General features: G+C 70.3%; 29 protein-coding genes and 1 pseudogene. 9 read left to right on the forward strand and 21 right to left on the reverse strand.

The window, feature by feature from the left end; all coding sequences use genetic code 11:
* Window positions 1–8: 8 nt before the first annotated feature.
* On the reverse strand, window positions 9–1,253 hold the full coding sequence (locus tag AB0K15_RS15345; protein ID WP_364049763.1) for a DUF445 domain-containing protein: 1,245 nt from the start codon (window positions 1,251–1,253) through the stop codon (window positions 9–11).
* Between the two features lies 1 nt (window position 1,254).
* Complete coding sequence (locus tag AB0K15_RS15350) at window positions 1,255–2,046, reverse strand: Abi-alpha family protein (protein ID WP_364049765.1); 792 nt, start codon at window positions 2,044–2,046, stop codon at window positions 1,255–1,257.
* Window positions 2,047–2,122: 76 nt separating this feature from the next.
* Here AB0K15_RS15350 and AB0K15_RS15355 point away from each other — a divergent pair, with 76 nt between their 5' ends.
* Window positions 2,123–2,971: a maleylpyruvate isomerase family mycothiol-dependent enzyme gene (locus AB0K15_RS15355; RefSeq protein ID WP_364049767.1), complete on the forward strand. Its 849-nt coding sequence runs from the start codon at window positions 2,123–2,125 to the stop codon at window positions 2,969–2,971.
* A 55-nt stretch (window positions 2,972–3,026) separates the two neighbouring features.
* Here the strand turns inward: AB0K15_RS15355 and AB0K15_RS15360 are convergent, their stop codons facing one another.
* From AB0K15_RS15360 to AB0K15_RS15375, 4 genes are all read right to left on the reverse strand, one after another.
* Window positions 3,027–3,410, reverse strand: coding sequence for a lipopolysaccharide assembly protein LapA domain-containing protein (locus tag AB0K15_RS15360; RefSeq protein ID WP_364049769.1), 384 nt, complete (start codon window positions 3,408–3,410; stop codon window positions 3,027–3,029).
* A gap of 81 nt (window positions 3,411–3,491) precedes the next feature.
* Window positions 3,492–4,628, reverse strand: coding sequence for a dipeptidase (locus AB0K15_RS15365; RefSeq protein WP_364049771.1), 1,137 nt, complete (start codon window positions 4,626–4,628; stop codon window positions 3,492–3,494).
* Window positions 4,629–4,638: 10 nt separating this feature from the next.
* Window positions 4,639–5,244, reverse strand: coding sequence for an alpha/beta hydrolase (locus tag AB0K15_RS15370; protein ID WP_364049773.1), 606 nt, complete (start codon window positions 5,242–5,244; stop codon window positions 4,639–4,641).
* Window positions 5,241–6,206, reverse strand: coding sequence for a ring-cleaving dioxygenase (locus AB0K15_RS15375; protein WP_364049775.1), 966 nt, complete (start codon window positions 6,204–6,206; stop codon window positions 5,241–5,243). Before AB0K15_RS15375 ends, AB0K15_RS15370 begins: the two co-directional genes overlap by 4 nt.
* A 95-nt stretch (window positions 6,207–6,301) precedes the next feature.
* Between AB0K15_RS15375 and AB0K15_RS15380 the strand changes: the two genes are divergently transcribed.
* Both AB0K15_RS15380 and AB0K15_RS15385 read left to right on the forward strand, forming a co-directional pair.
* On the forward strand, window positions 6,302–6,754 hold the full coding sequence (locus tag AB0K15_RS15380; RefSeq protein ID WP_364049777.1) for a MarR family transcriptional regulator: 453 nt from the start codon (window positions 6,302–6,304) through the stop codon (window positions 6,752–6,754).
* A 47-nt stretch (window positions 6,755–6,801) separates the two neighbouring features.
* Entirely contained in the window at window positions 6,802–7,182 is a 381-nt protein-coding gene (locus AB0K15_RS15385) for a VOC family protein (protein WP_364049779.1), read from the forward strand.
* A gap of 357 nt (window positions 7,183–7,539) precedes the next feature.
* Here the strand turns inward: AB0K15_RS15385 and AB0K15_RS15390 are convergent, their stop codons facing one another.
* From AB0K15_RS15390 to AB0K15_RS15430, 9 genes are all read right to left on the reverse strand, one after another.
* The gene (locus AB0K15_RS15390; protein WP_364049781.1) at window positions 7,540–8,040 is read right to left on the reverse strand and encodes a sigma-70 family RNA polymerase sigma factor; all 501 of its coding nucleotides are present in this window, start codon (window positions 8,038–8,040) and stop codon (window positions 7,540–7,542) included.
* A gap of 121 nt (window positions 8,041–8,161) precedes the next feature.
* The gene (locus tag AB0K15_RS15395; protein WP_364049783.1) at window positions 8,162–9,016 is read right to left on the reverse strand and encodes an amidohydrolase family protein; all 855 of its coding nucleotides are present in this window, start codon (window positions 9,014–9,016) and stop codon (window positions 8,162–8,164) included.
* Between the two features lie 13 nt (window positions 9,017–9,029).
* Complete coding sequence (locus AB0K15_RS15400; protein WP_364049785.1) at window positions 9,030–10,592, reverse strand: benzoate-CoA ligase family protein; 1,563 nt, start codon at window positions 10,590–10,592, stop codon at window positions 9,030–9,032.
* 10 nt (window positions 10,593–10,602) lie between these two features.
* Complete coding sequence (gene boxB, locus AB0K15_RS15405) at window positions 10,603–12,024, reverse strand: benzoyl-CoA 2,3-epoxidase subunit BoxB (protein ID WP_364049787.1); 1,422 nt, start codon at window positions 12,022–12,024, stop codon at window positions 10,603–10,605.
* Window positions 12,025–12,029: 5 nt separating this feature from the next.
* Complete coding sequence (boxC, locus tag AB0K15_RS15410; RefSeq protein WP_364049789.1) at window positions 12,030–13,685, reverse strand: 2,3-epoxybenzoyl-CoA dihydrolase; 1,656 nt, start codon at window positions 13,683–13,685, stop codon at window positions 12,030–12,032.
* A gap of 37 nt (window positions 13,686–13,722) precedes the next feature.
* Window positions 13,723–14,145, reverse strand: coding sequence for a hypothetical protein (locus AB0K15_RS15415; protein ID WP_364049791.1), 423 nt, complete (start codon window positions 14,143–14,145; stop codon window positions 13,723–13,725).
* Window positions 14,146–14,208: 63 nt separating this feature from the next.
* Window positions 14,209–15,111, reverse strand: coding sequence for a GNAT family N-acetyltransferase (locus AB0K15_RS15420; protein WP_364049793.1), 903 nt, complete (start codon window positions 15,109–15,111; stop codon window positions 14,209–14,211).
* Between the two features lie 311 nt (window positions 15,112–15,422).
* The gene (locus tag AB0K15_RS15425) at window positions 15,423–15,638 is read right to left on the reverse strand and encodes a hypothetical protein (RefSeq protein WP_364049795.1); all 216 of its coding nucleotides are present in this window, start codon (window positions 15,636–15,638) and stop codon (window positions 15,423–15,425) included.
* 131 nt (window positions 15,639–15,769) lie between these two features.
* Window positions 15,770–16,216, reverse strand: coding sequence for a MarR family winged helix-turn-helix transcriptional regulator (locus AB0K15_RS15430; protein WP_364049797.1), 447 nt, complete (start codon window positions 16,214–16,216; stop codon window positions 15,770–15,772).
* Window positions 16,217–16,268: 52 nt separating this feature from the next.
* Here AB0K15_RS15430 and AB0K15_RS15435 point away from each other — a divergent pair, with 52 nt between their 5' ends.
* Both AB0K15_RS15435 and AB0K15_RS15440 read left to right on the forward strand, forming a co-directional pair.
* Entirely contained in the window at window positions 16,269–16,727 is a 459-nt protein-coding gene (locus AB0K15_RS15435) for a DUF1579 family protein (RefSeq protein WP_364049961.1), read from the forward strand.
* A gap of 98 nt (window positions 16,728–16,825) precedes the next feature.
* Window positions 16,826–17,686: an alpha/beta hydrolase gene (locus AB0K15_RS15440; RefSeq protein WP_364049799.1), complete on the forward strand. Its 861-nt coding sequence runs from the start codon at window positions 16,826–16,828 to the stop codon at window positions 17,684–17,686.
* A 42-nt stretch (window positions 17,687–17,728) separates the two neighbouring features.
* Here the strand turns inward: AB0K15_RS15440 and AB0K15_RS15445 are convergent.
* Both AB0K15_RS15445 and AB0K15_RS15450 read right to left on the reverse strand, forming a co-directional pair.
* Window positions 17,729–18,106, reverse strand: a pseudogene (locus AB0K15_RS15445) (4-oxalocrotonate decarboxylase); the annotation flags it as partial.
* Window positions 18,107–18,150: 44 nt separating this feature from the next.
* Window positions 18,151–18,921 (reverse strand): fumarylacetoacetate hydrolase family protein, encoded by a 771-nt coding sequence (locus AB0K15_RS15450; protein ID WP_364049963.1) that lies wholly within the window; start codon window positions 18,919–18,921, stop codon window positions 18,151–18,153.
* A 161-nt stretch (window positions 18,922–19,082) separates the two neighbouring features.
* Here AB0K15_RS15450 and AB0K15_RS15455 point away from each other — a divergent pair, with 161 nt between their 5' ends.
* The 3 genes from AB0K15_RS15455 (at window position 19,083) to AB0K15_RS15465 (ending at window position 20,659) form a co-directional block, all read left to right on the forward strand.
* Window positions 19,083–19,586, forward strand: a complete 504-nt coding sequence (locus AB0K15_RS15455; RefSeq protein WP_364049801.1) for a VOC family protein — start codon at window positions 19,083–19,085, stop codon at window positions 19,584–19,586.
* A gap of 37 nt (window positions 19,587–19,623) precedes the next feature.
* Window positions 19,624–20,025: a CoA-binding protein gene (locus tag AB0K15_RS15460; RefSeq protein WP_364049803.1), complete on the forward strand. Its 402-nt coding sequence runs from the start codon at window positions 19,624–19,626 to the stop codon at window positions 20,023–20,025.
* A 76-nt stretch (window positions 20,026–20,101) separates the two neighbouring features.
* The gene (locus tag AB0K15_RS15465; RefSeq protein ID WP_364049805.1) at window positions 20,102–20,659 is read left to right on the forward strand and encodes an NUDIX hydrolase; all 558 of its coding nucleotides are present in this window, start codon (window positions 20,102–20,104) and stop codon (window positions 20,657–20,659) included.
* Here AB0K15_RS15465 and AB0K15_RS15470 read toward each other — a convergent pair.
* The 4 genes from AB0K15_RS15470 to AB0K15_RS15485 form a co-directional block, all read right to left on the reverse strand.
* On the reverse strand, window positions 20,629–20,853 hold the full coding sequence (locus tag AB0K15_RS15470) for a hypothetical protein (RefSeq protein ID WP_364049965.1): 225 nt from the start codon (window positions 20,851–20,853) through the stop codon (window positions 20,629–20,631). The two genes, AB0K15_RS15465 and AB0K15_RS15470, sit on opposite strands and share 31 nt — an antisense overlap.
* A 118-nt stretch (window positions 20,854–20,971) precedes the next feature.
* On the reverse strand, window positions 20,972–22,114 hold the full coding sequence (locus AB0K15_RS15475) for an NHL repeat-containing protein (RefSeq protein ID WP_364049807.1): 1,143 nt from the start codon (window positions 22,112–22,114) through the stop codon (window positions 20,972–20,974).
* 68 nt (window positions 22,115–22,182) lie between these two features.
* Window positions 22,183–22,851 carry a response regulator transcription factor gene (locus tag AB0K15_RS15480; protein WP_364049809.1) on the reverse strand — a complete coding sequence of 223 codons (669 nt, stop codon included), beginning with the start codon at window positions 22,849–22,851 and terminating at the stop codon, window positions 22,183–22,185.
* 2 nt (window positions 22,852–22,853) lie between these two features.
* Entirely contained in the window at window positions 22,854–24,233 is a 1,380-nt protein-coding gene (locus AB0K15_RS15485) for a HAMP domain-containing sensor histidine kinase (protein WP_364049811.1), read from the reverse strand.
* Window positions 24,234–24,548: 315 nt separating this feature from the next.
* On the opposite strand from AB0K15_RS15485, the gene AB0K15_RS15490 reads away from it, so the two are divergent.
* Window positions 24,549–25,322: an IclR family transcriptional regulator gene (locus AB0K15_RS15490; RefSeq protein WP_364049813.1), complete on the forward strand. Its 774-nt coding sequence runs from the start codon at window positions 24,549–24,551 to the stop codon at window positions 25,320–25,322.
* Window positions 25,323–25,576: the final 254 nt, after the last annotated feature.

The raw sequence follows: 25,576 nt of genomic DNA on the forward strand, positions 1-25,576 counted from the left end.
CGGCGCGCTCAGGAGGCGAGGTGCTCCAGCAGCAGAACTTGGCCCTCCCCTACACAAAACCCGAGTACCGCGCCCGTCGCGATGAGGATCCACTCGTCCTGCTGGAACGCCGGGCGCAGCAGCTGCTCGAACTCCTCGGGCGAGAGCTCCTTCATCTTGGTGACCAGCACGTTGCGGATGTCCATCGCGTCGGTGGCGTAGTCCTCGATGTAGCGCATCGTGTCGGGCAGGCGCGCCATGATCTGCTCGGAGATCGCGAACTTCACGTCCTGGTAGCGACGGCTGCCGATGGCGAACACCAGCAGCGGCTTCGCGACGTTCGCCGCACGGCCGATCTCGACGTCGAGCTGGCGCTGGATCAACGCCAGCACGCGATCGGACAGCGGCCCCCGCAGGATCGCCTCGATCACGTTGTGCGGCGTGATGATCTCCTTGGCGATCAGCGCGCCGTACGCCTCGGCCACCTCCGCGCGCCGCTTCAGGAACAGGCCCTGCCACTGCACGCCGAAGTACCGCTTCGGCTCCAGTGGGTAGAAGATCATGCGCAGCGCGAGCCAGTCGGTGAACCAGCCCGTGAACAGGCCGAAGATCGGCATGATCGGCGGGAACTTGAACAGCACCCACGCCACCATCTGGATCACGCCGATCAGCCCGCCGAACACCAGGCCCGAGCGCGCGATGAACTTGAACTCCTGCTCGCCCGCCTCCTGGAAGATCCGGTTGAGCAGGCGCTTGTCCTTGACCAGGCTGGTGACGACCATGCCCTTGAGGTCGAACACGCTGTCCACATCGGACTTGATGAGCTCCAGCACGGCCTTGACCATGTGCGGCGACTCGGTCTGCACGCGCTGGATCACCAGCCGCTGCACGCCCACCGGCAGCGATTCCCACAGACCGGGCTGGTAGTGCCCGGCGACCTCGCGCACGATGTCCTCGACGGCCGCTTCCAGAGGTTTCGCGATCTCTTGCGCGATCCGGTCGGCGTCGAGGCGCGCGACGATCTCGGCCGGCTTGATCAGCTGCTCGGTCATCGTGTCGCACGCGATGCTCGCCATGCGCGCCGCGCGTTTCGGCACGATGCCCTGCCAGCCGAGGAACGGCTTGATCCCGAGGAACTCCACGGGCTGGAACATCATGCGGATCGCGACGAGCTTCGTGCCGTACCCGATGAGCGCGGCGACGACGGGGATCGAAACGTAGAGCGGCCAGTGGCGGGCGAAGTCGTCGAGCAGGCCCGAGAGGAAGGCGCCCACGCTAGCCCAGGCTCGGGTCGCAGGCCTGCCAGAACTGAGCCCCGAGCCGGGAGATGTGCACGGTCCGGCGGATCACCTTCACCCGCTTCACCTGCTTCTCCACCTCACGCACGGTCTCGTCGGTCAGGAGGATCTCGTACTGCGTCTCCAGGGCCGGCACCTCTTCGTCGAGGTCGACGAGGCCCAGCCCGATCAGCCGCGTGAGGTAACCGGGCACCTGGTCGGGCAGCGACACCCCGGCCGCCTTGCCGACGGTCGAGGCGTTGCGCAGCACGATCCGGCCCGCGCCACCGAGGTTCGTGCGCTCGGCGACGTCGACGGTGGGGAACGGCGAACCGTCGGACAGCGCGGCGAGGATGCGGGCCTCGTCGGGTGTGAGCTGGCGCAGGATGATCGCGTAGAGGTACTCACGCGCGCGTTCGCGGCCGAAGCCGATGGAATGGTTGAGCAGCTCGGCCATCGCCGCCCGCAGCGGCTCCTCGTGCTCGCGCGCGGGCACCAGCGTCACGGTGGACTCGACCACGCGACCGCCCGCGTCGCCGCGGTTCATGGCCGACGCCGCGGTGAGCGCCGCGTGGTACGGGTCGTCGACCTCGTCGAGGCGGCGGCGCAGCTGGCTGAGCAGGCTGCGCTCCACCTGCCGGATCCCACGTTCGGCTTGGTCGAGCCCGGGCAGCTTGCGCGTGAGTCCGAACCCGGCACGCGCGGCCCACCCGGCCAGCTGCCCGGCGCGGCGGGCCACGTTGACCACGTCCTCGGCCGAGCCCCGGCCGTTCGGTCGCTGACTGTCCACCGGCGTGCTCCCCTCGTGTTCCGCGCTGATGCTACCTGCGGGTAGGCGATGCGGCCGGCGTGATCACCAGTGTTGGATGGCGCGCATGACCGCCACCGCCTGGGGACCGCCGATCGACGTCCTCCCGCTGTTCGCCCGTGAGGAACAAGCCCTGGTCAGCGTGCTCACGGACCTCGACGCCGGCCAGTGGGCCGCGCCGACGGCGTGCCCCGGCTGGACCGTGCACGACGTCGCCGCCCACATCCTGGGCGACAAGCTCGGGCGGCTTTCCCGGGACCGCGACGGCTACCACGTCGAAGCGCCTCGCGACGGTGAGCCGTTCCCGGCGTTCCTGCACCGGATCAACGACGAGTGGGTGCGCGCGTGCCGCAGGCTCTCGCCCGAGGTGCTGTTCGCGCTGCTCGTGGACAGCACGGCGCAGCTCACCGACATGTGGAAGCGTCACGACCTCGACGAGCTGGGCGGATCCGTCACCTGGGCGGGCCCGGAGCCGGCGCCGCGGTGGCTCGACGTGGCGCGCGAGTACACCGAGCTGTGGGTGCACCAGCAGCAGATCCGCGAAGCCGTGGGCGCGCCGCTGCTCGACGATCCCGAGTTCCGCGCGCCGGTGGTGGACACCTTCATGCGCGCCCTGCCCCACACGCTGCGCGCCGTCGAAACCCGCGGCGGCCGTCAAGTGGGCTACACCGTGACGGGTTCGAGCGGCGGCCAGTGGACCGCTCGCGCGTCGGCGAAGGGCTGGACGCTGGACCGCGGTGCGCCGACCTCACGCAGCCCGCTGGCTTCGGTGACCACGGACGCGGACACGTTCTGGCGCCTGTGCACGCGCACGGTGAAACCCGCCGACGTCGAGGACCGCGTGACGGTGAAGGGGGACGAAAGCGTTTGCGCGACGGTGCTCGAGATGGTTTCGGTCATCGCCTGACGCAGATCGGCCCCGTGGATGTCGCGAGCGCGGCATCCACCGTGACCGCTCCGGGTCAGCGCCGCTGACGCTTGGTCTGCTTCCTCAGCTGCATGATCCGGGCTCCGCCGACGAGCGCGATGACCACCATGCCGCCGAGGGCGGCCAGGAGCATCGCGATGCCGAGCGGCAGGTTCCCGGCCATGCCGAGGAAGTGCACCGTGACGCTGTCGAGGTTCTGCAGGATGAACACCAGCAGGAACGCCAGCAGCACGATGGCCACGATCGCCGCCGCCCACGCCCCGCTGACCCGGGTGGGCCGGCGTTTCTTGGTCGTGGGCGGCGAGGTCGTGGTGGGGTCAGTGGTGAGCGGACCGGTCCCGGGCACCTCGACACCCGGCACCTCAGGGGTCCCGGGGCTCGTGGCCCCAGTGGGGTTGTCACTTCGCGCGTGGGACATGCCCTGATTGTCCGCCCGGGTTCACCGGAACGCCGGTTCTGCGACCCTAACGGGTGAGTACCGGTGTTTCAGTGCTTGAGCTCAGCGCTTGAGGTCGACCTCGCGCAGCACCCGCAACGAGTTGCGGCCGGCGAGCTTCGCGCAGTCCTCGTCGCTCCAGCCGCGTTCCATCAGTGCGGCGAACAGCACCGGGTACTTCGAGACGTCTTCCATCCCTTCCGGGAGCGTGCCGACGCCGTCGTAGTCGCCGCCGAGGCCGATGTGGTCGATGCCCGCGACCTCTCGCGCGTGCTCGACGTGCGCCACCACGTCGGCGACGGTCGCCTGGGGCTTCGGCGGGCCGTCCCACGTCTCGGCGAAGCGTTTGCGCTGCCCGAGGTTGAGGAACTCCTCGCCGGCGGCGGCCATCGCGGCCTTGAGCTGCTCGTCCCACGCGGCCACGGCCGGGGAGATGAAGGCGGGCACGAAGGTGATCATGGCGACGCCGCCGTTGCCGGGCAGCTGCGCGAGGACGTCGTCGGGGATGTTGCGCGGGTGGTCGTTCACGGCGATGCAGGACGAGTGGCTGAAGATCACCGGCGCGGTGCTCACCTCCAGCGTGGCGCGCATGGTGCTCGGCGCGACGTGCGAGAGGTCGACCAGCATGCCGATCTCGTTCATCGTCCGGACGACCTCCCGGCCGAAGTCGGTGAGGCCGTTGTGCGCCGGTTCGTCGGTGCCGGAATCGGCCCACGGGGTGTTGAAGTTGTGCGTGAGCGTCATGTACCGCACGCCGAGGCGGCGCAGGATCCGCAGCACACCCAGGGATTCGTTGATGCTGTGGCCGCCTTCGGCGCCGAGCAGCGACGCGATCTTGCCGGCGGCGAACGCGGCTTCGGCTTCGTCGGCCGTGGTGACGAGCTCGAGCCGGTCGGGGTAGCGCTGCGCGAGCTGGTGCACGAGCTCGATCTGCTCCAGCACGGCGGTGACGGCGCTGTCGCCCGCGAGCTGGCACGGCACGTAGACCGACCAGAACTGCATGGTGAGCTTTCCGTCGGCCAGCTTGGGGAAATCGGTGTGCAGCGACGGCTGGCGCACCGTCAGGTCGAGCGCCGCCGCCGCGGCCGCGGGGTCGGGTCCACCCTGCAGCCGCAGCTCCCACGGCAGGTCGTTGTGACCGTCGGACAGGATCGTGGTGCTCAGCAGGTTCGTCGCACGTTCGAGTGCCCCAGGAGTCATGGCCTCGACCCTAGCGAGCGAGCCACTCCCGGGCCGCGCGGACGCCGTCGAGCGTGATCTGGTGCCCGCCCGGCTGGCGGTGCGTGGTCACTTCGGCGCCGCGCTCCTTGAGCAAGCGGATGTACTCCTCGGTGGAAGCCAAGGGGGCCATCGGGTCCTGCTCGCCGTTGGAGAGGAAGATGCGGGTGTCCGAAAGGTCGTGGCCGGGCGGTTGCGGGACCGGCGACATGCCGGAGAACAGCGCGGCTTCCTTGAGGACTTCCGGCCGCAGCAGCGTGACGGCGGCGGCGATGTTGGCACCGTTGGAGAAGCCGACGGCGACGAGGCGGCGGTCTTGCAGGCCGTACTCGCTCCTGGCTGCCTCGACGAAGTCGGCGAGGTCGTTGGCGCGCCTGACGACGTCCTCGTGGTCGAAGACGCCCTCGGCGAGCCGGCGGAACCACCGTGCCGCACCGAACTCCGACACCGGACCGGCCGGGGCGAGCGTGGCCGAGCCGGGGCTCAGCTCACGGGCGAGGCCGAGCAGGTCGTCGGGGCCGCCGCCGGTGCCGTGCAGCAGGAGCAGCACGGGCCGGTCCGGCTCGCCTTCCGCGTACTTGTGCTCGAAGGTGCTCACTTCTGCTCCGGGTTGTTCTCGCTGGGGAGGTTCAGCTTGGGCAGCATGTGCTCGATCTCGTCGCGGCGCGGTTCCAGCCACGGCGGGAGCTTCAGCGCGCGGCCGAGTTCGAGCAGCGGCTCGTCGTAGGTGAAGCCGGGCGCGTCCGTGGCCACTTCGAGCAGCGTGCCGCCGGGCTCACGGAAGTAGATGGAGCGGAAGTACTGGCGGTCCAAAATGGACGTCACGTTGACGCCCTTGCCCACGAGCTCCTCGCGCCAGGCCGCCTGCGTCGGCTCGTCGGGCGCGCGCCACGCCACGTGGTGCACGGTGCCGGTGGCGACGAGGCCGCGCGGGGCCTCCGGCGTCACGAGCACGTCGACGAGCGCGCCCGGGCCGCCTTCGCCCGCCTCGAAACGGAACCGGTTGCCTTCCTGGCTGTGGAAGGAAAGGCCGAGCCCGTCGGTGAACATGCCGGCCGTGGCATCCTCTTTGGACACCGAGAGCGTGACGGAGTGCAGGCCGCGAATGGCGTTCTCCGCCGGGACGAGCTTGGTGTCCCATGGGTCGCGCGGGTCACCCTGCGGGTGCGCGACGAGGGCGAGCTGCAGGCCGTCGGGGTCGCGGAAGGTCAGGGTTTCCTCGTTGTCGGCGTTGCGGATCTGGCTCGTCTCCACACCCTGCGTCTTCAGGTGCTGCTGCCACCAGCCGAGTGAGGTCTCCGGCACCGAGAACGCCGTGGTCGTCGCCTGGCCGGTGCCCAGGCGGCCGGCGGGTGCGTCGGACCAGGGGAAGAAGGTGATCAGCGAGCCCGGCTTGCCGGACTGGTCGCCGTAGTAGAGGTGGTAGGTGCCGGGGTCGTCGAAGTTGACGGTCGTCTTCACCAGCCGCAGCCCCAGGGTCCGGAGGTAGAAGTCGACGTTGCGCTGGGGGTTGCCGCCGATGGCGGTGACGTGGTGCAACCCGCTCGTTTTGATGGACATCAGGGTCTCCTCGGGTGCCGGTGTCTCACGCTAACCCGCAAAACCTCTCGCGCGCAAGATATATTCCGGTGAGACTGTGCGGTAGCGTGTGCGCCGTGACACCTGACCCGCGCACGGACGACGACGAGATCGTGACCTGGTGGGGCCTCGTGATCGAGGGCTACCTCGCCACGCAGGACAAGCTGATGGGCGAGATCGCCGATCGGTTCGGCCTCGCGCCCGCGTCGTTCGACATCCTGCTGAGACTCGTGCGCTCGCCCGACCACCGCATGCCGATGACACGCCTGGCCACCGAGGCGGCGCTCTCCAGCGGCGGCTTCACCAAGGTGGCCGACCGGCTCGTCGCCGCGGACCTCATCTGCCGCATCCCCAGCCCGGACGATCGCCGCGTCACGTTCGCCTCCCTGACCGAGCACGGTCTGGACGTGGCGTTGAAGGCCCGCGCGGCCTGCGCCGAAATCCTGCGCCGCATCGTCCTGACCCCCCTGGGCGACGATGCGGCGGCGCTCGCCGCCGCGATGCGCACCCTGCGTGCGGCCAACGGCTGAAAAACGCGCCCTACCGACGTTTTGCCTGGTCGGCGCATGCTGCTGACATGCTTACCGACTCGACCATCACCACCATGCTCCCGGTGTCCGACGCCACCCGCGCCGCCCGCTTCTACGCCGACTCCCTCGGCCTCGCCCCGGTGAACACCGGCGAGGACGGAACCCAGTACTTCGCCGCCGGTGCCGGCACCATCGGCCTGCGCCTGATGCCCGAGGGAGCGCAAAGCCCCAACACCGCGTTGAGCTTCGAGGTCGTCGACCTGCCGGCCGAGATGACCCTCCTGGAGCGACGTGGGGTGCAGTTCCAGGACGTCGACGTGGAGGGGCTGAAGACCGTCGACCACGTGGCCCAGGTGGGCCAGGAGAGGGCTGCGTGGTTCTCGGATTCGGAGGGGAACGTTTTGTGCCTGCATGAGATCTTGGATTGATCTCAGGCCGTTGAGCTGCGGTTTTACCGGCGCGGGCGGGCGCCTACGCGGGTACGGGTTGCCCTGCACCGTGAGCCGATGTCCCAATTCCGGCTCCGCAACCTGCCCAGGCTGTTCGGCGGAGTCCGCAGTCCAACGGACAACTGTCGCTCGTTGACCGGCGTTCCGCTACCACCCGATCCCAGGGGCGCCGCCCACCTCGGCCGAACCCCGCGCCCATTGCTGTCGGCGCGCCCGTGGCCGAGGCTCGATGTCGGCCTTTGCCCGCCCTGCCGCCGAGCGAGCAGTCAGGCCGCTCCGACCGCGGTCAGCCCTTCGCACTGGTAGGCGGCCGACCCGGCCTGCTGCATCCGCAGCTCACGGGTAGGTGTACCCCTGCGCAGTCAGCCGATACCTCAGCACCGCGAGGCACCGGCTCCGCACCTTGCCCAAGCTGCTCGGCGAAATCCCCAGCTCCCCCGCGACCTCGCGGACCGACAGCTCAGGCCGGTGCGCCAGCAGCCAGACGAGCCGCCGGTGGCGGTCCGGCAGGCCGGCGACCGTGCGCCACAGGGCGGTGGCCACGTCGTTGTCCAGTGCCGCCGTTTCCGGGGACTCCGCGGCGCCCGCCGGGGCAGCAGCGGCCTCGAGCTCCGCGGAGCGCGCCCGGCGGCTGACAGTGCGGATGGCGTGCCGGCGGGCGACCGTGGTGAGCCAGGCGCCGAGACGTGAAGGGTCGTGCACCGTGTGCGGCCGGGCGAGGAACTCGGCCCACGCCGTCTGGCCCGCGTCCTCCGCGTCGGCCCGCAGGCCCGGGTCGGCGGCGACCACACGCACGACAAGCTCCGAAATCCGGCGCAACTCCCCGTCCTCGGCCATGCCACGTCCTTTCGTCCGCAAACGCAGACGACGTGACCACCCCCGCCGGCTCCCGATCACCGGAACGACCGCCGAATCGGGCGACTCCGCGTATCCGCAGGTCACCCCGGTGCACGCGGCGCTACTTCAACCCCGGCATCAGCTTCAGCGCGTTGCCCGCCAGTACGTCGCTCAACGTCTCCTCCGGCAGTCCCAGCCCGGCGATCGACCGGACGTTCACCGCGGTGCCCGGCACGCCCGGCCAGTCCGTGCCGAAGATCCACTTGCGGGCCAGCCGCGGGAGGTCGAAGCGGGCGTAGTAGTCCGGCAGTTTCTTGGGTGGCAGGCCGGCGAGGTCGAGCCAGACGTTGGGGCGCGACTGGGCCATGAAGGCCGCGGTGTCGTACCACCAGCCGCGCCCGCCGTGGGCGAAGACGAAGTTCACGGTCGGGAAGTCCTCGACCACATCGGACAGCAGGGCGGGGTCGCCGAAGCTCGAGCGGGAGCCCGGGAACACCGAGAGGCCCGAGTGCAGAACAACGGGCACGCCGAGGGAAGCGCACAGCTCGTAGACGGGGTACAGCTCCTTGTCCGCGGGCGAAAAGCCGCCGTGGACGGGGTGGAGCTTCAAAGCGACCGCGCCCAGGTCCAGCTGGCGGGCCACTTCGTCGCGAAGCGGGTGGTGCAGGTGCGGGTTCACGTTGGCCACCAGCCGAAACCGCGAAGGGTTGTACGCGACCAGCGGCAGGTTGTCCTCGATCGGCTGGACGCCGGTGGCGCGCGGGCTGTACTCGCAGAACAGCAGCACGCGGTCGACGCCCTCGGACTCCATCAGCTCGTCCATCGCGGCGGGGATCACGGAGCCCTCGTCGTCGTAGACCGTGCGCCACGGGTACGTGCCGGCGAAGTCGCGGGCCCAGTCCATCCAGGCCGGTTTGAGCGTGGGCAGCCGGGGGGTGTGGACGTGGGCGTCGACCACGAAGCGACCGTCGATCATGCCGGCCAGTCGATCACGGTTTCGCGGGAACCACGAGCAGCGACTCGCGCACCTGGTCGCGGATCACATTGCGGCGGATCTTGCCTGTCGCCGTCTTCGGCAGCTCCGGCAGCTCCACGACACCGCGCGGACGCTTGAACGCCGCCAGCCCGGCGCGGCAGAACTCGATCAGCTCGTCCGGGTCCACGGCGAAGCCGGGCGCCGCGACGACGCACGCCACCGGCTTGTCGAGACCGTCCGCGTCCGGCGCGGCCACCACCGCCACCTCGGCGACGGACGGGTGCTGCAGCAGCCGTTCCTCCACTTCGGACGGTGACACCCAGATCCCGCCCGCCTTCAGCATGTCCCCGAAGCGGCCAAGGCAAGTCAGGGTGCCGTCCTCGTTGCGGACGTAACTGTCGCCCGTGCGCAGCCATTCGCCCTGGAACACGCGTTTGGTGGTCTCGTACCGCGCCCAGTAGCCCATAGCCGTCGACGGTCCCGACACGAACAGCTCACCCGGCTGCCCGGGGCCCTCGATCAGCGCGCCGGTCTCGTCCCGGATCTCCACTGCGTAGCCCGGCACGGCCGTGCCCGTGCTGCCCGGCCGGATCGCGCCCGGGCGGTTGGACAGGAAGATGTGCAACGCCTCAGTGGAGCCGATCCCGTCGAGGATCTCGACGCCGAACCGGTCGCGGAACCGTGTGAAAATGGCGGCGGGCAACGGTTCCCCTGCCGAAACCGCGTACCGCACCGAGGCGAACGAGTCGTCCGGCACGTCGCTGGCGAGCACGCCGGCGAAGAACGTCGGCACGCCGAAGAACAACGTCGGCTTGTCGGCACGAGCGCGCGCGGCGAACAAAGCCGGCGTCGGCCGCGCCGGCTCCAGCAGCGTCGTACCGCCGGCGGCGAGCGGGAAGAACGCGGAGTTTCCCAAGCCGTAGGCGAAGAACAGCTTGGGCACGGACAGAAACCGGTCACCCGAAGTCGTCGCCAGGATCGTGTGCGCGTACGTCTCACACACCGCGCGAATGCTCGCGTGCCGGTGCATCGCGCCCTTCGGCCGGCCCGTCGTGCCCGATGTGTACAGCCACAGCGCGGGCGAATCCTCCCACGTGCGAGCGGGTTCCAGGTCCAGATCGTCCACAGTGGCCATCTCGGGCCACGCGTGCGTGGCCACGTCCGGGGGGAACTCCGCCGCCTCCGCGCGGTCCAGCACCACGTCGGTGACCTCCGGCGCGGCCGCCAGCGCACCGACGGCCTGCGCGGCGAACTCCCCGGACACGCACAGCACCCGCGCCCGCGAGTCGGCCAGCACCTTGCCCAGCTCGAGGCCGGTGGCCATCGTGGACACCGGCACCGCGACGGCGCCGGCCAGCATCGTGCCGAGGATGCCCGTGAGCAGCTCGACGTCGTCGACCATGCAGAACATCACGCGCTCTTCCGGGCGCACGCCCAGGGCACGCAGGCCCGAAGCGACCCGGTGGGCCTCGTCGGTCAGCTCGGCGTAGCTCAGGGTCCGCCGAGCGGAGACGACGGCGGGTGCGTCAGGACGCCCCTGGGACAACAGGTATTCGGCTGCGTTGAACCCGCCCATGGGGCCCCCTCTAGGTGAGGTGCACGTACTCGTAGTCGAACGGTTTGCCGTTGATGCCCTGCCTCGGCGGCGCGACCCAGCTGGCGATCTTCCCCCGCTCGTACACCGGGTGCATGAGCGAGCGGACGAACGTCAGGTCCTCGGTCGTCGGCAGCCACCGGTGCCGGCTGGCCTCCCACGTCGCCTCGTCGACGATGTTGCCGTCGGGAGTGATGTGGTGGCCGGAGTTTATGCCGACCTCGCGGTTGAAACCAGGGTGCGGAAGCTTGAAGCGGAAGTCGATGTCCGCGTCCGCGAGGATCTTGTTCCAGCGGTTGACGCCGGTCTGGCAGTCGGCCGTGTACTCACCGCGCAGGTCGAGGTTCAGCAGCAGGATGGCCTGCAGCTCGTCGGAGGTCCACGTGCCGTCGCCGTTGGGGCGCTCGAGGTCGCGGCTGTCGTCGGTGAGCTTGTGGTCGTCCTTGCGCCGCGTCTCCTGCCAGCGGCCCTTGAGGCCGGCGGTGTAGTAGTTCGCGGCGTTCGTGGAGGTCTCGCTGCCGAACAGGTCGAGCGACACCGTGTAGTGGAAGTTCAGGTACCGCTGGATGATGTCGAGCGGGATGCCGCCGTGCGAGGCGATGTCGACCGTGTCGTGCTCGCGGATGAGGTCGGCCGAGCGCTGCACCACGCGGTCGACACCCGTGGTGCCGACGAACATGTGGTGCGCCTCTTCCTTCAGCATGAACTCGCACGTGCGCGACAGCGGGTCGAAGGAGGACTCCTTCAGCGTCCCGAGCTGGTACTTCCCGTCGCGGTCGGTGAAGTAGGTGAACATGAAGAAGGCCAGCCAGTCGGCCGTTTCCTCGTTGAACGCGCCGAGGATGCGCGGCGCGTCCGGGCTGCCGGAGTTGCGCAGCAGCAGGCCTTCCGCCTCGTCACGGCCTTCGCGGCCGAAGTACGCGTGCAGCAGGTAGACCATCGCCCACAGGTGGCGGCCCTCTTCGACGTTGACCTGGAAGAGGTTCCGCAGGTCGTAGAGGCTCGGCGCGGTGAGGCCCAGCAGCCGCTGCTGCTCGACTGACGCCGGCTCCGTGTCGCCCTGGATCACGATCAGGCGCTGCAGGTCGGCGCGGTACTCGCCGGGCACCTGCTGCCACACCGGTTCCCCGGCGTGCTCGCCGAAGGCGATGCGCCGGTCGGGGTCGCGCTCGGCCAGGAAGATGCCCCAGCGGTAGTCCGGCACGTTCACGTGGTCGAAGTGCGCCCAGCCCTCACGCCCGACGCTCACGGCCGTGCGCAGGTAGACACCGTGCGTCTGGAGGGTGGGGCCCATCTCGCCCCACCAGTTCATGAACTTCGGCTGCCAGCCTTCCAGCGCCCGCTGCAACCTCCGGTCGTCGGCGAGGTTGACGTTGTTCGGGATCTTGGCGTCGTAGTCGATCCGCTCGGGCATCTCGGTCAGACCCGCTTCCTGTCGAAGATCGCCTTCTGACCCGTACCGTAGCGGCGCAGCGCGCCTTCGGGGCCAGAAGCGTTAGGTCGGGTGAAGATCCAGTTCTGCCACGCGGTGAGGCGGCCGAAGATCTTCGTTTCGATCGTTTCCGGGCCGACGAACCGGTGGTTCGCCTCCATCCCGGTGAGCGCGTCGGGGCTCAGCGAAGCACGCCCCTCCAGCGCGATCCGGATCTCGTCCTCCCAGTCGAGGTCGTCCGGCGCGTCGGTGACCAGGCCCAGCTCCACGGTCTCGGCCGGCGTCAGCGCGTGGTCGCGCTCGCGGACGAGCCAGGAGAGGTGGTCTTCGTCGCCGTAGAAACGCGACTGCAGGCGAGTGAGGCCGTTGCCCATGGGAAACGGGCCGAAGTTGGCTTCCGACAAGGTGATCGACGCGCGTTCTTCGGAATCTTCGTCGTCGATCGGCGGACCGTCCAGGATGTACTGGCGGTCGGCGGCGAGCGCGAGCTCCAGCAACACGCCGGCGAAGCAGCTGCCCGGCTCGATGAGCGCGACGAGCGTGCGGCTGGTGACGTCGAGGCGCTTCAGCGTCCGCTTGTAGTAGTGCAGGATCTCGTTGCTCAGCCAGTCTTTCGCGCCGAGCACCTGCCGCTCGTGGGCGAGGACCTTCGCCGGGTCGCCCTCGGTGCGCAGGACCCACGTGCCGAGCTCGGTTTCGTTGGCGCGCAAGCGGAGGATCGCGTCGTCGAGCTCGCGGGTGAGGCGCAGCAGCCAGCCGTCGGCGCCCTCGGCGTGCAGGTCACCGGGTTCACCTTCGGGGCCGCGAACGGTGATCGTCGCGAGCGAGGCGGGGCGGTCGTAGGTGATGTCGACAAAGCGGTACTTGATGCCGTCGTCGGTGACCTCGGGGTTCAACGGCGTGAGCTGCACGCCCTGGTCGCCGGGCAGGCGCTCGGACTCGGCGGCCAGCTCCCGCGCCCGCGCCAGCACGGACTCGCGGAACCCCACGCGGGGCACGAGTTCGTCGACCAGCCGCCAGTCGACGGCCGTCTTGCCCTTCACGCCGTCCGAGCGCGTGGCGAACACGTCGGCGAGGTCGCGGCGCACGCGGCGCTTGTCGACCACGCGCGTGAGGCCACCGGTCCCGGGCAGCACGCCGAGCAGCGGCACCTCGGGCAGCGCGACCGTCGACGAGTTGTCGTCCACGAGCAGGATCTTCTCGCACGCGAGCGCGATCTCGTAGCCACCGCCCGCGCAGCTCCCGTTGACCGCCGCCACGTACCGCTGACCGGAGAACTCGGTGGCGTCCTCGATGCCGTTGCGGGTTTCGTTGGTGAACTTGCAGAAGTTCACCTTCCACTCGTGCGGCGACGACGCGAGCATCCGGATGTTGGCGCCGGCGCAGAACACCTTGTCCTTGGCGCTCGTGACGATCACGGCCTTGACGCCGGGGTGCTCGAAGCGCAGGCGCTGCGTGGCGTCGTAGAACTCGATGTCCACGCCGAGGTCGTAGGAGTTCAGCTTCAGCTCGTAGCCGGGTACGAGGCCGCCTTGCTCGTCGACGTCCATCTCGAGCCAGGCGACCTCGCCGTCGACGTCGAGCTTCCAGTGCCGGTAGGTGTCCGGATGGCGCTCGAACGTCACAGTCGTGGTGGTGGTCACTCCCCGATTGTCTACATATTGCTGACTAGCGTCAATGTTATGTAGACGCTTGATCTCGGATACTCACCCGGTTGAGCTGTGCCGCCGCCCACGACACGAAGAGCCACAACGCTATCGCGGCCGCCGTGTCGGTGAAGATCGTCGCGAACCAGAACGCCGGGATACGCGGCACGCCCACCAGGAAATGGCCCGCGCCGGCCAGGCCGCCGAGCGAGCAGACCAGCAGGAACGCCAGCGCGCGCCAGTACCGCCCCTTGAGGTACCAGCGGTAGCCGACCAGCCCGAACCCCGTGAACAGCACCCACCCGAACGCAACCACGATCTGCGCCGCGAGCACGGGAATCCCCGGGATCTGCGGGTAGTCCTGCGCGCGGATCACGTTGTGCGCGTAGTGGAACGTCGTCGTGAGCAGCGTGAACGCCAGGATCACGCGGAGTGCGGTGAGACCGTTGCCCGGCATTGTCGTTCGCCCCTCTGCGATTTGATAGATCGCTCTAGCGAGAGAGTAACGCCTGCTCGGCGGTCACACCAGGTCGATGCGGTGGTAGCGCACCGGGTAGCCGGCTTTCGCGAAAGCCGCCGCCATGGGCCCGTTCGTGACGTCCGTGGCGGCGACGATCTTTTCCGCGCCGTGCCCGACGAGCTCGTGCGTGGCCTCGACGAGCAGGTCGTAGGCGTACCCGTGCCCGCGGTGCTCCGGCACGACGCCGACGTACGCGACGATCGGCACGCTCGGGTTGCGCGCGGGGATGGTGAGGCCGACGAGGTCGCCTTCTCGCGTGTACGCGAGCCGCCACCAGTCACGCGGGCTGGGGAGCCAGCGGAGGAGGTCGAGGTCTTCCCGCGCCGCCGCGTCGAGACCGTGCGCGGCGACCGTTCGGCGGACGTGCGCGTCGAGGCTGCCTTGGTGGACACGCCGGAAGACCTCGAGGAACTTGTCGTCGTGCGGTTCCGCACGGAACTCGAGGCGCCCGGGTCGCCGCGGCACGCCGTCGGCGGGCGTCCAGGTGTAGCGGTAGCGCTCGACGAGCACCTCCATTCCCGCCGCGGTGGCCGCCTGGATGCGGCTTTCGACCTCGGCTTTCACGGCCGGGTCTTCGCGCCAGCCGGGCGGCGTCGTCAGGGAGTACTCGGCGCGGAACGGCGCTCGGCGGAGAACTTCCACGCCGGCTTCGAAGTCGGTGAAGTCGAACCAGTCGAGGGCCAGCGGCTGCTCGTCCTTCTCGCCGGCCCACCAGGCGGCTCGCGCCACGGGTTCGCCGTCCTGGATGGCGACCCAGGTCCACTCGGGACGGTATTCGCCGCGCCGGGCCATCTTTTCGTAGTCCCGCCCGAGCAGGGCACTGCCCACACTCCGGGCTGCGGCGAGGTCGGTGAAGAGCCGCTCTTCGCCCGCGACAAGCGGACGCACGACCAGGTCGGTCATGTCTTTCCTTCCGGGAGTTCCGCGCTCCCGTCAGGCCCTCGGCACCCTCAACCGGAGGCGGGAACGCGTGATCGAGTAGCCGAACATGGCGTCCACCTCCTGTTCTGCGCGTGAGGGTGCTGGGCAGTACTCAACCTCGCTCTGGTGGCGGTGGTCAACTGGTTTGGGCGCGCAGGGCAGCCAGGCTGGCGGTCGACCCCGGCCGGCTCGGCGGACTCCGCGATTCGCCGAGCCACCGCCTGGCGCAAGCCGACTTCCACCGCCGCTGGGGTCGAGTCGCCGCGCAAGATGGGAGCAGTTCGAACGACGGGTCAGCCGTGATCGGCCATCGCGGCGTCGATGATTCGCACCGGCAACGGAGATCCCACCCGCTCGGCGTGCCCAGGCAGGTCCCAGCCGAGTCCTTTGCCCGCCAACGACGGCACGCCGGGCGGCGCCGGGATGGCGAAGCGCCGGACGAGGCGTTCGACCGTGGTGAACGGGGCCGGGTCCGGCTTCGCCAGGGGCTGCAGCCGTTCGAGCAGCATCACGAACCGGCTGTCGTGGCGCTCCAGGAACTCCGCTGCTCACTCCGGCATCGACTCCACCCAGCGCGCGCCCGCGTCGCCCTCGCGCGTGGTCGTCGCCGTGGCGAAGGCTGACGGCACGGTCGAGCGTCTCACCGCGTCTCCGCCAGGCGCGCCCGCAAAGCCGCCAACGTGCGAAGCGTCACCTCGACGTCCTCGGGTGACAGCGCCGAGGCCACCTCATCCGCCCATTGGGCCTGGCGGACGCCGAGGTCGTGCAGGGCCGACTGAGCTGTGGGGGTCAGCTCCAGAAGCGGCGCGCGGGCATCAGCGGGATTCGGCGCGCGGGTGAGCATTCCGTTGCGCAACAACCGGTTCACGGTTTCCTGCACGCTCTGGCGACGCAGGCCGCGGCGGCGGGCGAGGTCGGCGGCCGTTGCGGGGCCGTCTTCGAGGAAGCCGAGGACCAGCCACTGGGCGGCGGTGAGGCCGACCGGCGAGGTGAGGGCGTCGCCGGTCGTCAGGAGGGTGCCGTTGGTGAGGACGACGTCGTTGACGAGCTGGGTGAGCTGTTCGGCGCGGGCGGTGCGGCGGGTCATCGTGCTAGCGTGCCATATTGACAGGCACCTGTCGAAAGGAGAAGCCGTGGAGATGCCCGCAATCGGAAGAGCGCACGAAGAGCTCAAGGCCCTCGTCGGGGACTGGGCCGGCGTCGAGGAGCTCGCAGCCGCGCCGTGGGCGCCCGCGTCGACCGCGAAGGCGACCGCCGGTTACCGGGTCGCGCTGGAGGGGTTCGCGGTGGTGCAGGAGTACGTCCAGACACGGGAGGACGGCAGCACCTTCCTGGGCCACAACGTCTTCACCGTCGACCCGGCCACGCAGGAGACGCTCTGGTACGGCTTCGACAGCTACGGCTTCCCGCCCGGCGAGCCCGGCCGCGGCGGCTGGCGAGAGGGGACCCTGCACCTCGAAAAGCGCACCCCGCGTGGCATCGCGTGGCACCGGCTGACCCCGAGCGACGACGTCCTCACCCACGAGATCGACGTGAAGATGGGCGACGCCGCGGAGTTCAGCCCGTTCCTGCGCGCCCGCTACACGCGTACGCAGTAACTGTTCTAGTTGTCTATCAAGCCGACCACGGTCACGGCGGGAATGGTTGCCGGGCTGGGCGCCCGCCTGCTTCTGGTCGGATTGGTAAGAAGGAGGGCATGACCGAGTCGACCACCCAGGCCAACGGCATCACCCTCTGCCACGAGGAGTTCGGCGCCGCGACGGCCCCACCGCTGGTGCTGATCATGGGCCTCGCCGCGCCGATGACCTGGTGGGACGACGATTTCTGCGAGCAGCTCGCCGCCCGCGGCTTCCGCGTGATCCGCTTCGACAACCGTGACGCCGGCCGCTCGCAGCGCATGTCCGGCCGTGCGGATGTCGTGCGCGCCTACCTGCTGCGCGCGGCGCCGTACTCGGTGGCCGACATGGCCGACGACACCGCCGGCCTGCTCGACGCCCTCGGCATCGAGCAGGCCCACGTCGTCGGCGCGTCGATGGGCGGCATGATCGCGCAGACGCTCGCGATCCGGCACCCGGGCCGCGTCAGGTCGCTGACCTCGATCATGTCCACCACCGGCAACCGCCTGATCGGCCACCCGAGCCTGCGGGCGGCAGCGTCGATGCTGGCGCCGCAGCCGCGCGGCCGAGCGGAGTACGTCGAGTTGCTGGTCAAGACGTTCCGCCTCATCGGCTCCCCCGGCTACCCCTTCGACGAGAACCGCATGCGCGAACGCGCCGAACGCACCTTCGACCGCGGCGTCAACCCGGGCGGCGCCGCGCGCCAGCTCGCCGCGATCCTCTCGACCCGCGACCGCACCGCCGCCCTGCGCCGTCTCACCCTGCCGTCGCTGGTGGTCCACGGCGCGCGCGACCCGCTCGTCCACGTCTCCGGCGGCCGCGCCACGGCCCGGGCCCTGCGCGCCGACCTCGACGTCGTCCCGGGCATGGGCCACGACCTTCCCCTGGAGATCTGGCCCCGCGTCCTCGACGGCATCGAGCGGGTGGCCGCGAAGGTCTAGCTCACGGCCCCACCAACCCAGGCAAGCGGTTGTGGGCGGCGCCTAGAGCGTGATCACGCCCAGGTGCGTGAAGTGCGCGGCCAGCCGGGAACCGGGACGGACCTCGACGGGTTCAGTGAGGCCATCGGTCATCACGAGCAGGCCTTCCTCGGTTTCCACGCCGGCGAGCGCCTGCGCCGGGTGCCCCACCGCGGCCCCCGTGGCCGTGTCGACGATCTGGCCGTCGACTTCCAGCAGCACGGCTTCGAGCGTGAGGTCGAGTCCGTCCGGCGAATTCCCGACGGGGCCGAGCCGGACGGCCGTGACGGCACCGTCGTCTAGCAGCGCAACGCCGCCGTACACGCGCGAAACGGCTTCGAGCGCGGTCACGCCGGGGCCCACCGCGCCCTGAACCAGCCGGAAGACCAGCACCGGCCGGGCCCACATCCCGGCGGCGACGGGAGCCGTGAGCATCGCGTCACTGATCACGCGTCCTCCTCAGCCGCGAACACCGCGGTCACACTGCCGAGCCCGGCCATGGTCGCGACGACCGTGTCCCCCGGGCCCACCGGAAACGCGCGCGTCATCGACCCGGGCAGCACCACGTGCCCCGGTTCCAGCGTCACGCCGAGCGGGCCGACGGTGTTGGCCAGCCACACGAGCGCATTCACCGGCGAACCCAGCACGGCCCCGCCGGCGCCGGTCGCGGCGAGCGCGCCGTTCACGTGCAGGGTGCAGCCGGTGAGCCGCAGGTCCACGTCGCCCAGGGCCGTCGGCCGGCTGCCGAGCAGGACGCCGCCGGACGAGGCGTTGTCGGCGATCGTGTCGAACAGCGAGATGCGCCAGTCGCGGATCCGCGAGTCGACGATCTCCAGCGCCGGCAGCACGAAGTCGACGGCGCGCACGGCGTCGGCGACCGTGACACCGGGCCCGCGCAGGGGCGCGCCGAGGACGAACGCGATCTCCGGCTCGATCCGCGGCTGCAGGAACAGCCCCGCCGGGATGGGCTGGTGTTCGAGGTGGAACATCGACGCGGTGAGGTGGCCGTAGTCGGGCTGGTCCACGCCCATCTGCCGCTGCATCGCGGCCGACGCGAGCCCCACTTTGTGGCCGCGGACCACGTCGCCGGCCTCGACCCAGCGGCGCACGAGCTCGAGCTGGATCCGGTAGGCGTCCTCGGGCGTGCCACCCGCGAACGGCTCGACGGGCTCTCGCCGTTCGTGGGCCCGGGCCAGGCTGTCGACGACTTCCCACAGGTGCTCCACGCCGGGGAACTCTCCCGGACCGGCCGGGCGCGCGCCAACCGCTTCGTTCCGCTGGACGGCACGACACAATCTCTCGCATAGAAACTTCTTGCGCGCAAGAGATAGCAGGAGTACGTTTTGGAGCATCAGCCCCAGAGAGGACGTGACCTGAGATGGCACCCACCGAGACCGAAGTCGCGAAGCTCACCGAAGCCCGTGACCAGTTGCGGGACAAGCATCTGCACCCGGCCGCCGTCCGGCCCACGACCGCGGGCCGCGGCATCCACCACACCGCGCTGCTCTCCAGCGACGTCGAGCGGACGATCACCTTCTACCAGGACGTGCTCGGCTTCCCGCTCACCGAACTGATCGAGAACCGCGACTACCCGGGCTCCAGCCACTTCTTCTTCGACGTCGGCAACGGCAACGCGGTCGCCTTCTTCGACCTGCCGGGCCTCGACCTCGGCCCGTACGCGGAGGTCCTCGGCGGCCTGCACCACCTCGCGCTCTCGCTGACGCCGGAGAACTGGGCCGCCGCGCGCGAGCGTCTCGACAAGGCGGGCGTGAAGTACCTGGAGGAGAGCGGCACGTCCATCTACTTCACCGACCCCGACGGCGCGCGGATCGAGCTCATCGCCGACGACCTCGGTGAGATGTACGGCTCGAAGATCGGCTGACGCGGAATCGTCGTCTTTCCAGCGGCGTTAAACCTACATGCAACCTGAAGAAATCCTCGCGAACGCCACGACGATCGCGGTGGTCGGCCTGAGCCGCGACCCGGCGAAGGCCGCGCACGGGGTGCCCGCCACGCTGCAGGCCCACGGTTTCCGCATCATCCCCGTGCACCCGTCGGCCACGGAGCTGCTCGGCGAGAAGGTCTACCGGTCCCTCAAGGACATCCCGGAGCCGGTGGACCTCGTCGACGTCTTCCGCCCCGCCGCCGAGGCCCCGGGGATCGCGGCCGACGCCGTCGCCATCGGGGCGAAGGCGCTGTGGCTGCAGCAGGGCATCGTCTCCGCGGAGGCGAAGCGCATCGCGCAAGAGGGCGGGCTGGAGTACGTGGAGAACCGCTGCACCGCGGTGGTCCGCGCGGTCGCCGCGATCTCGAAGAACTGATCGCGACCCGCCTGGGGCATCATCAACGCGTAGCAGCGTCCGCCGGCCGAGGCGCGCTCCTGGCCGGCGAGGCACCGTGACCGACGATTTGCCCCACCACCGCGGCGACCGCGCCGGTTTCGCCGCGGACCTGCGAGCCGACGGCGAACCGGAAGCCGAGTTCAACCCCGGTATCGCCGGGCGGCTCCCCCGCAAGAACGTCGCCGCCGGCGCGCTCGTGCGCGACGGCGAGGGCCGGGTGCTGTTCGTCGACCCGACCTACAAGCCGTTCCTGGAGATCCCCGGCGGCATGGTCGAGGACGACGAGTCCCCGCTCGCCGCGTGCCACCGCGAGGTCCGGGAAGAGCTCGGCCTCGAGCTCACGCTGGGGCGCCTGCTGCTCGTCGACTGGATGCCGACCCACGGCGTCTGGCGCGACAGCCTGCAGCTGATCTTCGACGGCGGCATCCTCGGCCCCGCGCAGATCCAGGCGATCGACCCGGCCGGCGACGAGCTCGGCGGCTTCGAGTTCCTGGACCTGGACGCGGCCACGCCCCGGCTGCGGCCGTCCAAGGCCAGGCGCGTCGCGCTGGCACGCCGAGCCCTGCTCGCCGGCGAGACCTTCTACGGCGAGTTCGGCCGCCCGGTGCAGTAGAGGCGGTCGGTTCGGCATCGACTGGGGCCCCGTCGGCATAGCGGAACGGCAGCAGAGAGCCGTCCGGGCGACCGCTGTAGGGCTGCCGGAAGACGGAGTTCCCGCTCGGCAGCTTCATCGCGTGCTGGTCGGAGAAGCCGCGAATGCCTTCCATGCGTGCCGAAGTAGTGATCGAACGAGCGGTTCTCCTGCATCAGGATCACGATGCGCTCGAGCCGCCCCGACCGGCGTGCGGGCTCGGCCAGCGCTTTGCGGACGTTTGCAGCGCGAGCGATCCGGCCGCGGCCAGTGCCCGGCGCCGGGTGAGCTCGCTCACGCTCTCGCTCCGAAGTGGACGATACGATCGTTCCCGGTGTCCGCCACGAAAATGCGGCCCTGTGCGTCCACCGCCACGCCGAGCGGGAAGCTCAAGGTGCCGGGACCGTCGGCGCCGAACTCGGCGCGGTACGAGCCGGTGGTGCGGAACTGCGCGACCCAGCCGTAGTCAGGCACCGTCACGTACGCGTCGCCCTGGGTGTTGAGCGCGACGCCCGCCGAGTTGGACAGGCCGCCGAACTCGCTGTTCCGGCCGCCGCCGAGGGAACCGATCACCTTGCCGTCGCCGGAGTAGTGCACCACGGCGACGCTGCCGCTCGCGGCCCGGCCGTTCTGCACGATCCACGCGCCGCCCGCGCCGTCGCTGACGATGCCCTGCGGCGAGCTGACCTTCTCGGTGATGTCGGTGAGCGCCTTGCCCGTGTGGGTGTCGAAGCGGGCAACGCGCTGGTGACCGGTGTCCGAGACGAGCAGCCGGCCGGCGGTGTCGACGGCGACGCCGCGCGGGTTGTCGAGCCGGCCGGCGCCGTACTCGCGCGCGAAGCCGCCCCACCAGGAGTACTGGACCACGCGGTTGTTGCCGGTGTCGGCCACGTAGACGTTGCCCGCGTGGTCCACGGCCACGGCCTGCGGCGCCTTGAAGCGGCCGGCGAGGACCCGCACCAGGCGACCGTCGCGGGTGAAGGCCTGCACGCGGTCGTTGCCGGTGTCGGCGACCCAGATCTGGCCCCGAGGGTCGACCGTGAGGCCGGCCGGGCCGCTGAACTGCGCCGGCCCGCGCCCGCTGCGGCCGAACGCGCCCTGGTAGACGGGCGGCGGCGTCTGCGGCGCCGGGCGCACGGCGAAGCGCACGGGTTGGGCGAGCCAGGCGTAACCGTCGTTCGCGAGGAAGAACGCGACGTAGTTCCCCGGCCCGAGCGAGCCGGTGGAGAACGAGACGGTGCCGCTCGCCAGCGGGGTGTACTCCCACAAGGTCGAGGGGCCGACGTAGGACTGGTCGACGGGGTCGTCGCCCGGATCGGGGTAGAGCCCGACCCAGCTCTTCGGGGTCACCGACGACTGGGACGTTGTGTAGGTGAAGGTGATCAGCTCGCCCTGCTCCACGGAAGGCGCACTGCTGACCAGAGTGCCGGTAGCCACGGGCCCAGCATTCACTGGCACGGCCGTACCAGGAAACCCGGGGTTGTGGGTGTTCAGGAAGAGTTCGTTCAGGTGACGAGCCGGTAGCCGACCCCGCGCACGGTCTCGATGGTGTGCGTGCCGAACGGGGCGTCGATCTTGCGCCGGAGGTAGCCGACGTAGACCTCGACCACGTTCTCGTCGCCCTCGTAGTGCGCGTCCCACACGTGGCCGAGGATCTCGTTTTTCGTCAGCGCCGCACCCTGTCGGCGGAGCAGGAACTCGAGCAGGCCGAACTCGCGGGCGGTCAGGTCGATCCGCTGCTCTCCCCTGTGGACGGTGCGGGCGGCGGGGTCGAGTTTGAGATCGCCGGCCGCGAGCACGGCGGGGCGAGCGGGAGCGCCTCTCCTGAGCAGGGCACGGAGTCGGGCGACGAGGACGACGAAGGAGAACGGCTTGGACAGGTAGTCGTCTGCGCCCAGATCGAAGGCATCGGCCTCGTCGTACTCGCCGTCCTTGGCGGTGAGCATGAGGACGGGGGTCCAGTTCTCCTTGGCCCGCAGGCGTTTGAGAACCTCGTAGCCGGAGAGCTCGGGGAGCATGATGTCGAGCACGACGGTGTCGTAGTCGTGCTCGGTGGCCGACCACAGGCCGTCGGGTCCGGTGTGGACGACGTCGACGGTGAAGCCCTCCGCGACGAGTCCCCGGCGCAGGGTTTCGGCCAGCTCACGCTCGTCCTCGACGATCAGCAGCCGCACGGTCAGTCCTCCTCGAGGCGGGGCAGTTCGATCCGGAAGTGGGCACCCGGATAGCTGGGGTCGGTGACGTCCACATAGGACGCGTGGCCGCCGTGGCGCGCAGCGATGCCCGCGACGATCGGGAGGCCGAGACCGGTGCCGCCGTGGCCGCGCTGGCGCGAGGCGTCGAGGCGGACGAACCGCTCGAAGACGCGCTCGCGGTCTTCCGGGGCGACGCCGGGGCCGTCGTCGCTGACCTCCACCACGGCGGTGTTCTCGTGGATCCAGCTGGCGATGCGCACGCGTTCGCGGGCGTGGCCGCGAGCGTTGTCGACGAGATTGCGCACGGCCCGCCTCAGCTGCGCCTCGCTGCCGCGGACCTTGGCGGGGCCGGCGCGGACCTCGATCTCGATGGGACCTTCGGCGCGGATGCGGTGCGCCTCGGCGCGGACGATGTCGTCGAGGTCCACTTCGGTCGTGGCGGGGCGGTCGGTGGTGTCGTCGGTGCGGGCGAGCATCAGGAGGTCGTCGACGAGCTCGCGCAGGCGCGCGGTTTCCCGGGTGATCACGGGGACTAGCTCGCCGGTGGTCTCGGGGTGGCGACCGGAGACGTCGAGGGCGGTGCTGATCGTCGAGAGTGGACTGCGGAGCTCGTGGCTGGCGTCGGCGACGAACCTGCGTTGCGCGGCCTGGGCGGAGTGGAGCCGGGTGAGCATCTCGTTGAGCGTCACGGCGAGGCGGTGGACCTCGTCGTGACCCGGCGGCAACGGCACTCTCGCGGCGAGGTCCCTTGTGGACACCTCGGCGACGGTGCGGCGCATGCGTTCCACCGGCCGCAGGGCCGCGCCGACGGAGCGGTAGACGGCGAAGCCGGCAATGGCCAGCAGCGGCAGGGAAATCAGGGCCAGCAGGAGAGTGAGCCGGGTCGACGCCTCGGTGACGGGTTCGAGGGATCTCGCCGAAATGACGGTGTACGGCCCACCCGGTCCCCGCACGCCTTGGGAGACGACGCGGTAGTCGGCGCCGTCGCCGTTCAGGTCCAGCGGCAGGGTCTCGACGGTTTCCCGGCCGGGCGCGGGCCGGTCCGCGGTCAGGGGCGGGTGCCCGGTGATGGCGGGGTCGCCGGCGATGGGAGTGCCGGCCTTGTCGAGCACCTGCGTGACGGCCTCGGTGTCACCGGTGCTGGCGACGTCGCTCGCGGACAGGTCGCGCGAACCTTCGCGGACGAGCTGGATGGCGACCTGACGGCCGGTGCTGCGCGCACTCTCCGTCACGCTGCGGTCGAGCGATTCTTCGAGCAGCACGACGACGACCACACATGCCACCGCGATGGCCAGCGCCAGCACCACCACCGCGACGGCCGTGGTCCGCATCCGGACACCGATCACCGCTCGCACATTCACGTACGCAGGGTAACGATTTCCGGATCGGGTGCGGTGTTCGCGTCGGCTCGTCTCGCTCACCCCGTCGTCTGTCCTGTTCGGACTGTTTACCGCGGCGGCGCTGTGGTTTTGCTGAGAAGCCGTTTGTTGTTGCGGAGAATGCTTTGTTAGGCGTCCTAACGATCGGAGGTTGAACCATTCAGGGCAACCCTTGAACTGCCGCAATACGAAAGTAGGTCAAGATCTTCCGTCCATACATCCGAGGTGTTAGCGTCCAACCCCGCTTAGCGGAAACACGTGCCGATGAGCGGGAATTTGGGCGAAGGGGCGAACGACGTGACGGAACGAGGGCTGGACCAGAGCGGCACGCTGGAGCGAGGGCTCGCGGTGCTGGAGCACGTGGGGCAGCACCAGGAGATTTCCACCAACGCGATCGCGAGGCAACTGGGGCTCTCGCGCAGCGCGGCGTACCGCATCGTGGGCACCCTCAAGCGGCTCGAATACCTCGAAGCGGACACCGTGACCGGCCGCGTGCGCCTCGGCACGCGCCTGGTCGAACTCGGCGCCCGCGCGATGGCCGCGACCGACCTGCACCGCTGTGCACCGCGGTACCTGGCGTCCCTGGCCGAACGCTCGGGCGAGACGACGTACCTCGCCGTGCCCGACAACGACACCATGGTCTACGTCGCCACCGAGCGCAGCGCCAGCGCCGTCACGCTCGCCTGCCGCCTCGGCACGCGCCGCCCCCAGCACGCCACGTCGCTGGGCAAGGCCTGGCTCGCCGCGTTGCCCGAGATCGACCGGGTGGAGCGCGTGCGCCGGATGAAGCTCGACAGCCTCACGCTCAAGACCATCATCGACCCCGGCCGGCTCCTGGACGACCTCGCCCGCACGAGCCGCCGCGGCTGGGCCGTCGACGACGTCGAGAACGAGCCCGACGTGGGTTGCATCGCCGCCGCCGTCCGCGACCACTCGGGCCGGCCCATCGCGGCGATCAGCGTGGCCGGCCCGGCACCACGGGTGCTGCGCCGCGTGGAGGAACTCGGGGCAACTGTGGCGGGGACCGCCGCGGCGCTTTCGCTCCGGTTGGGGTACGTCCGGAGCCGGTAGGGCCCGACTGGCGCTCGCTCTGAGGTTCGGCGCGCGAGTCCGGAGTTCGGCTCCGGCTCTCGGGCTCCAGCTCTCGGGCCAGTGCTGGGTCCGGGTACTGGGTCCGGGTCCGGGACCTGGGTTCGGGTCCGGGCTGCGACTCCGGCACCGCGATTCGAGTCCGGGCTGCGACTCCGGCACCGCGATTCGAGTCCGGGCTGCGACTCCGGCACCGCGATTCGAGTCCGGGCTGCGACTCCGGCACCGCGATTCGT

It is taken from the genome of Amycolatopsis sp. NPDC049253 (assembly GCF_040678995.1).
Taxonomy (GTDB): Bacteria; Actinomycetota; Actinomycetes; order Mycobacteriales; family Pseudonocardiaceae; genus Amycolatopsis.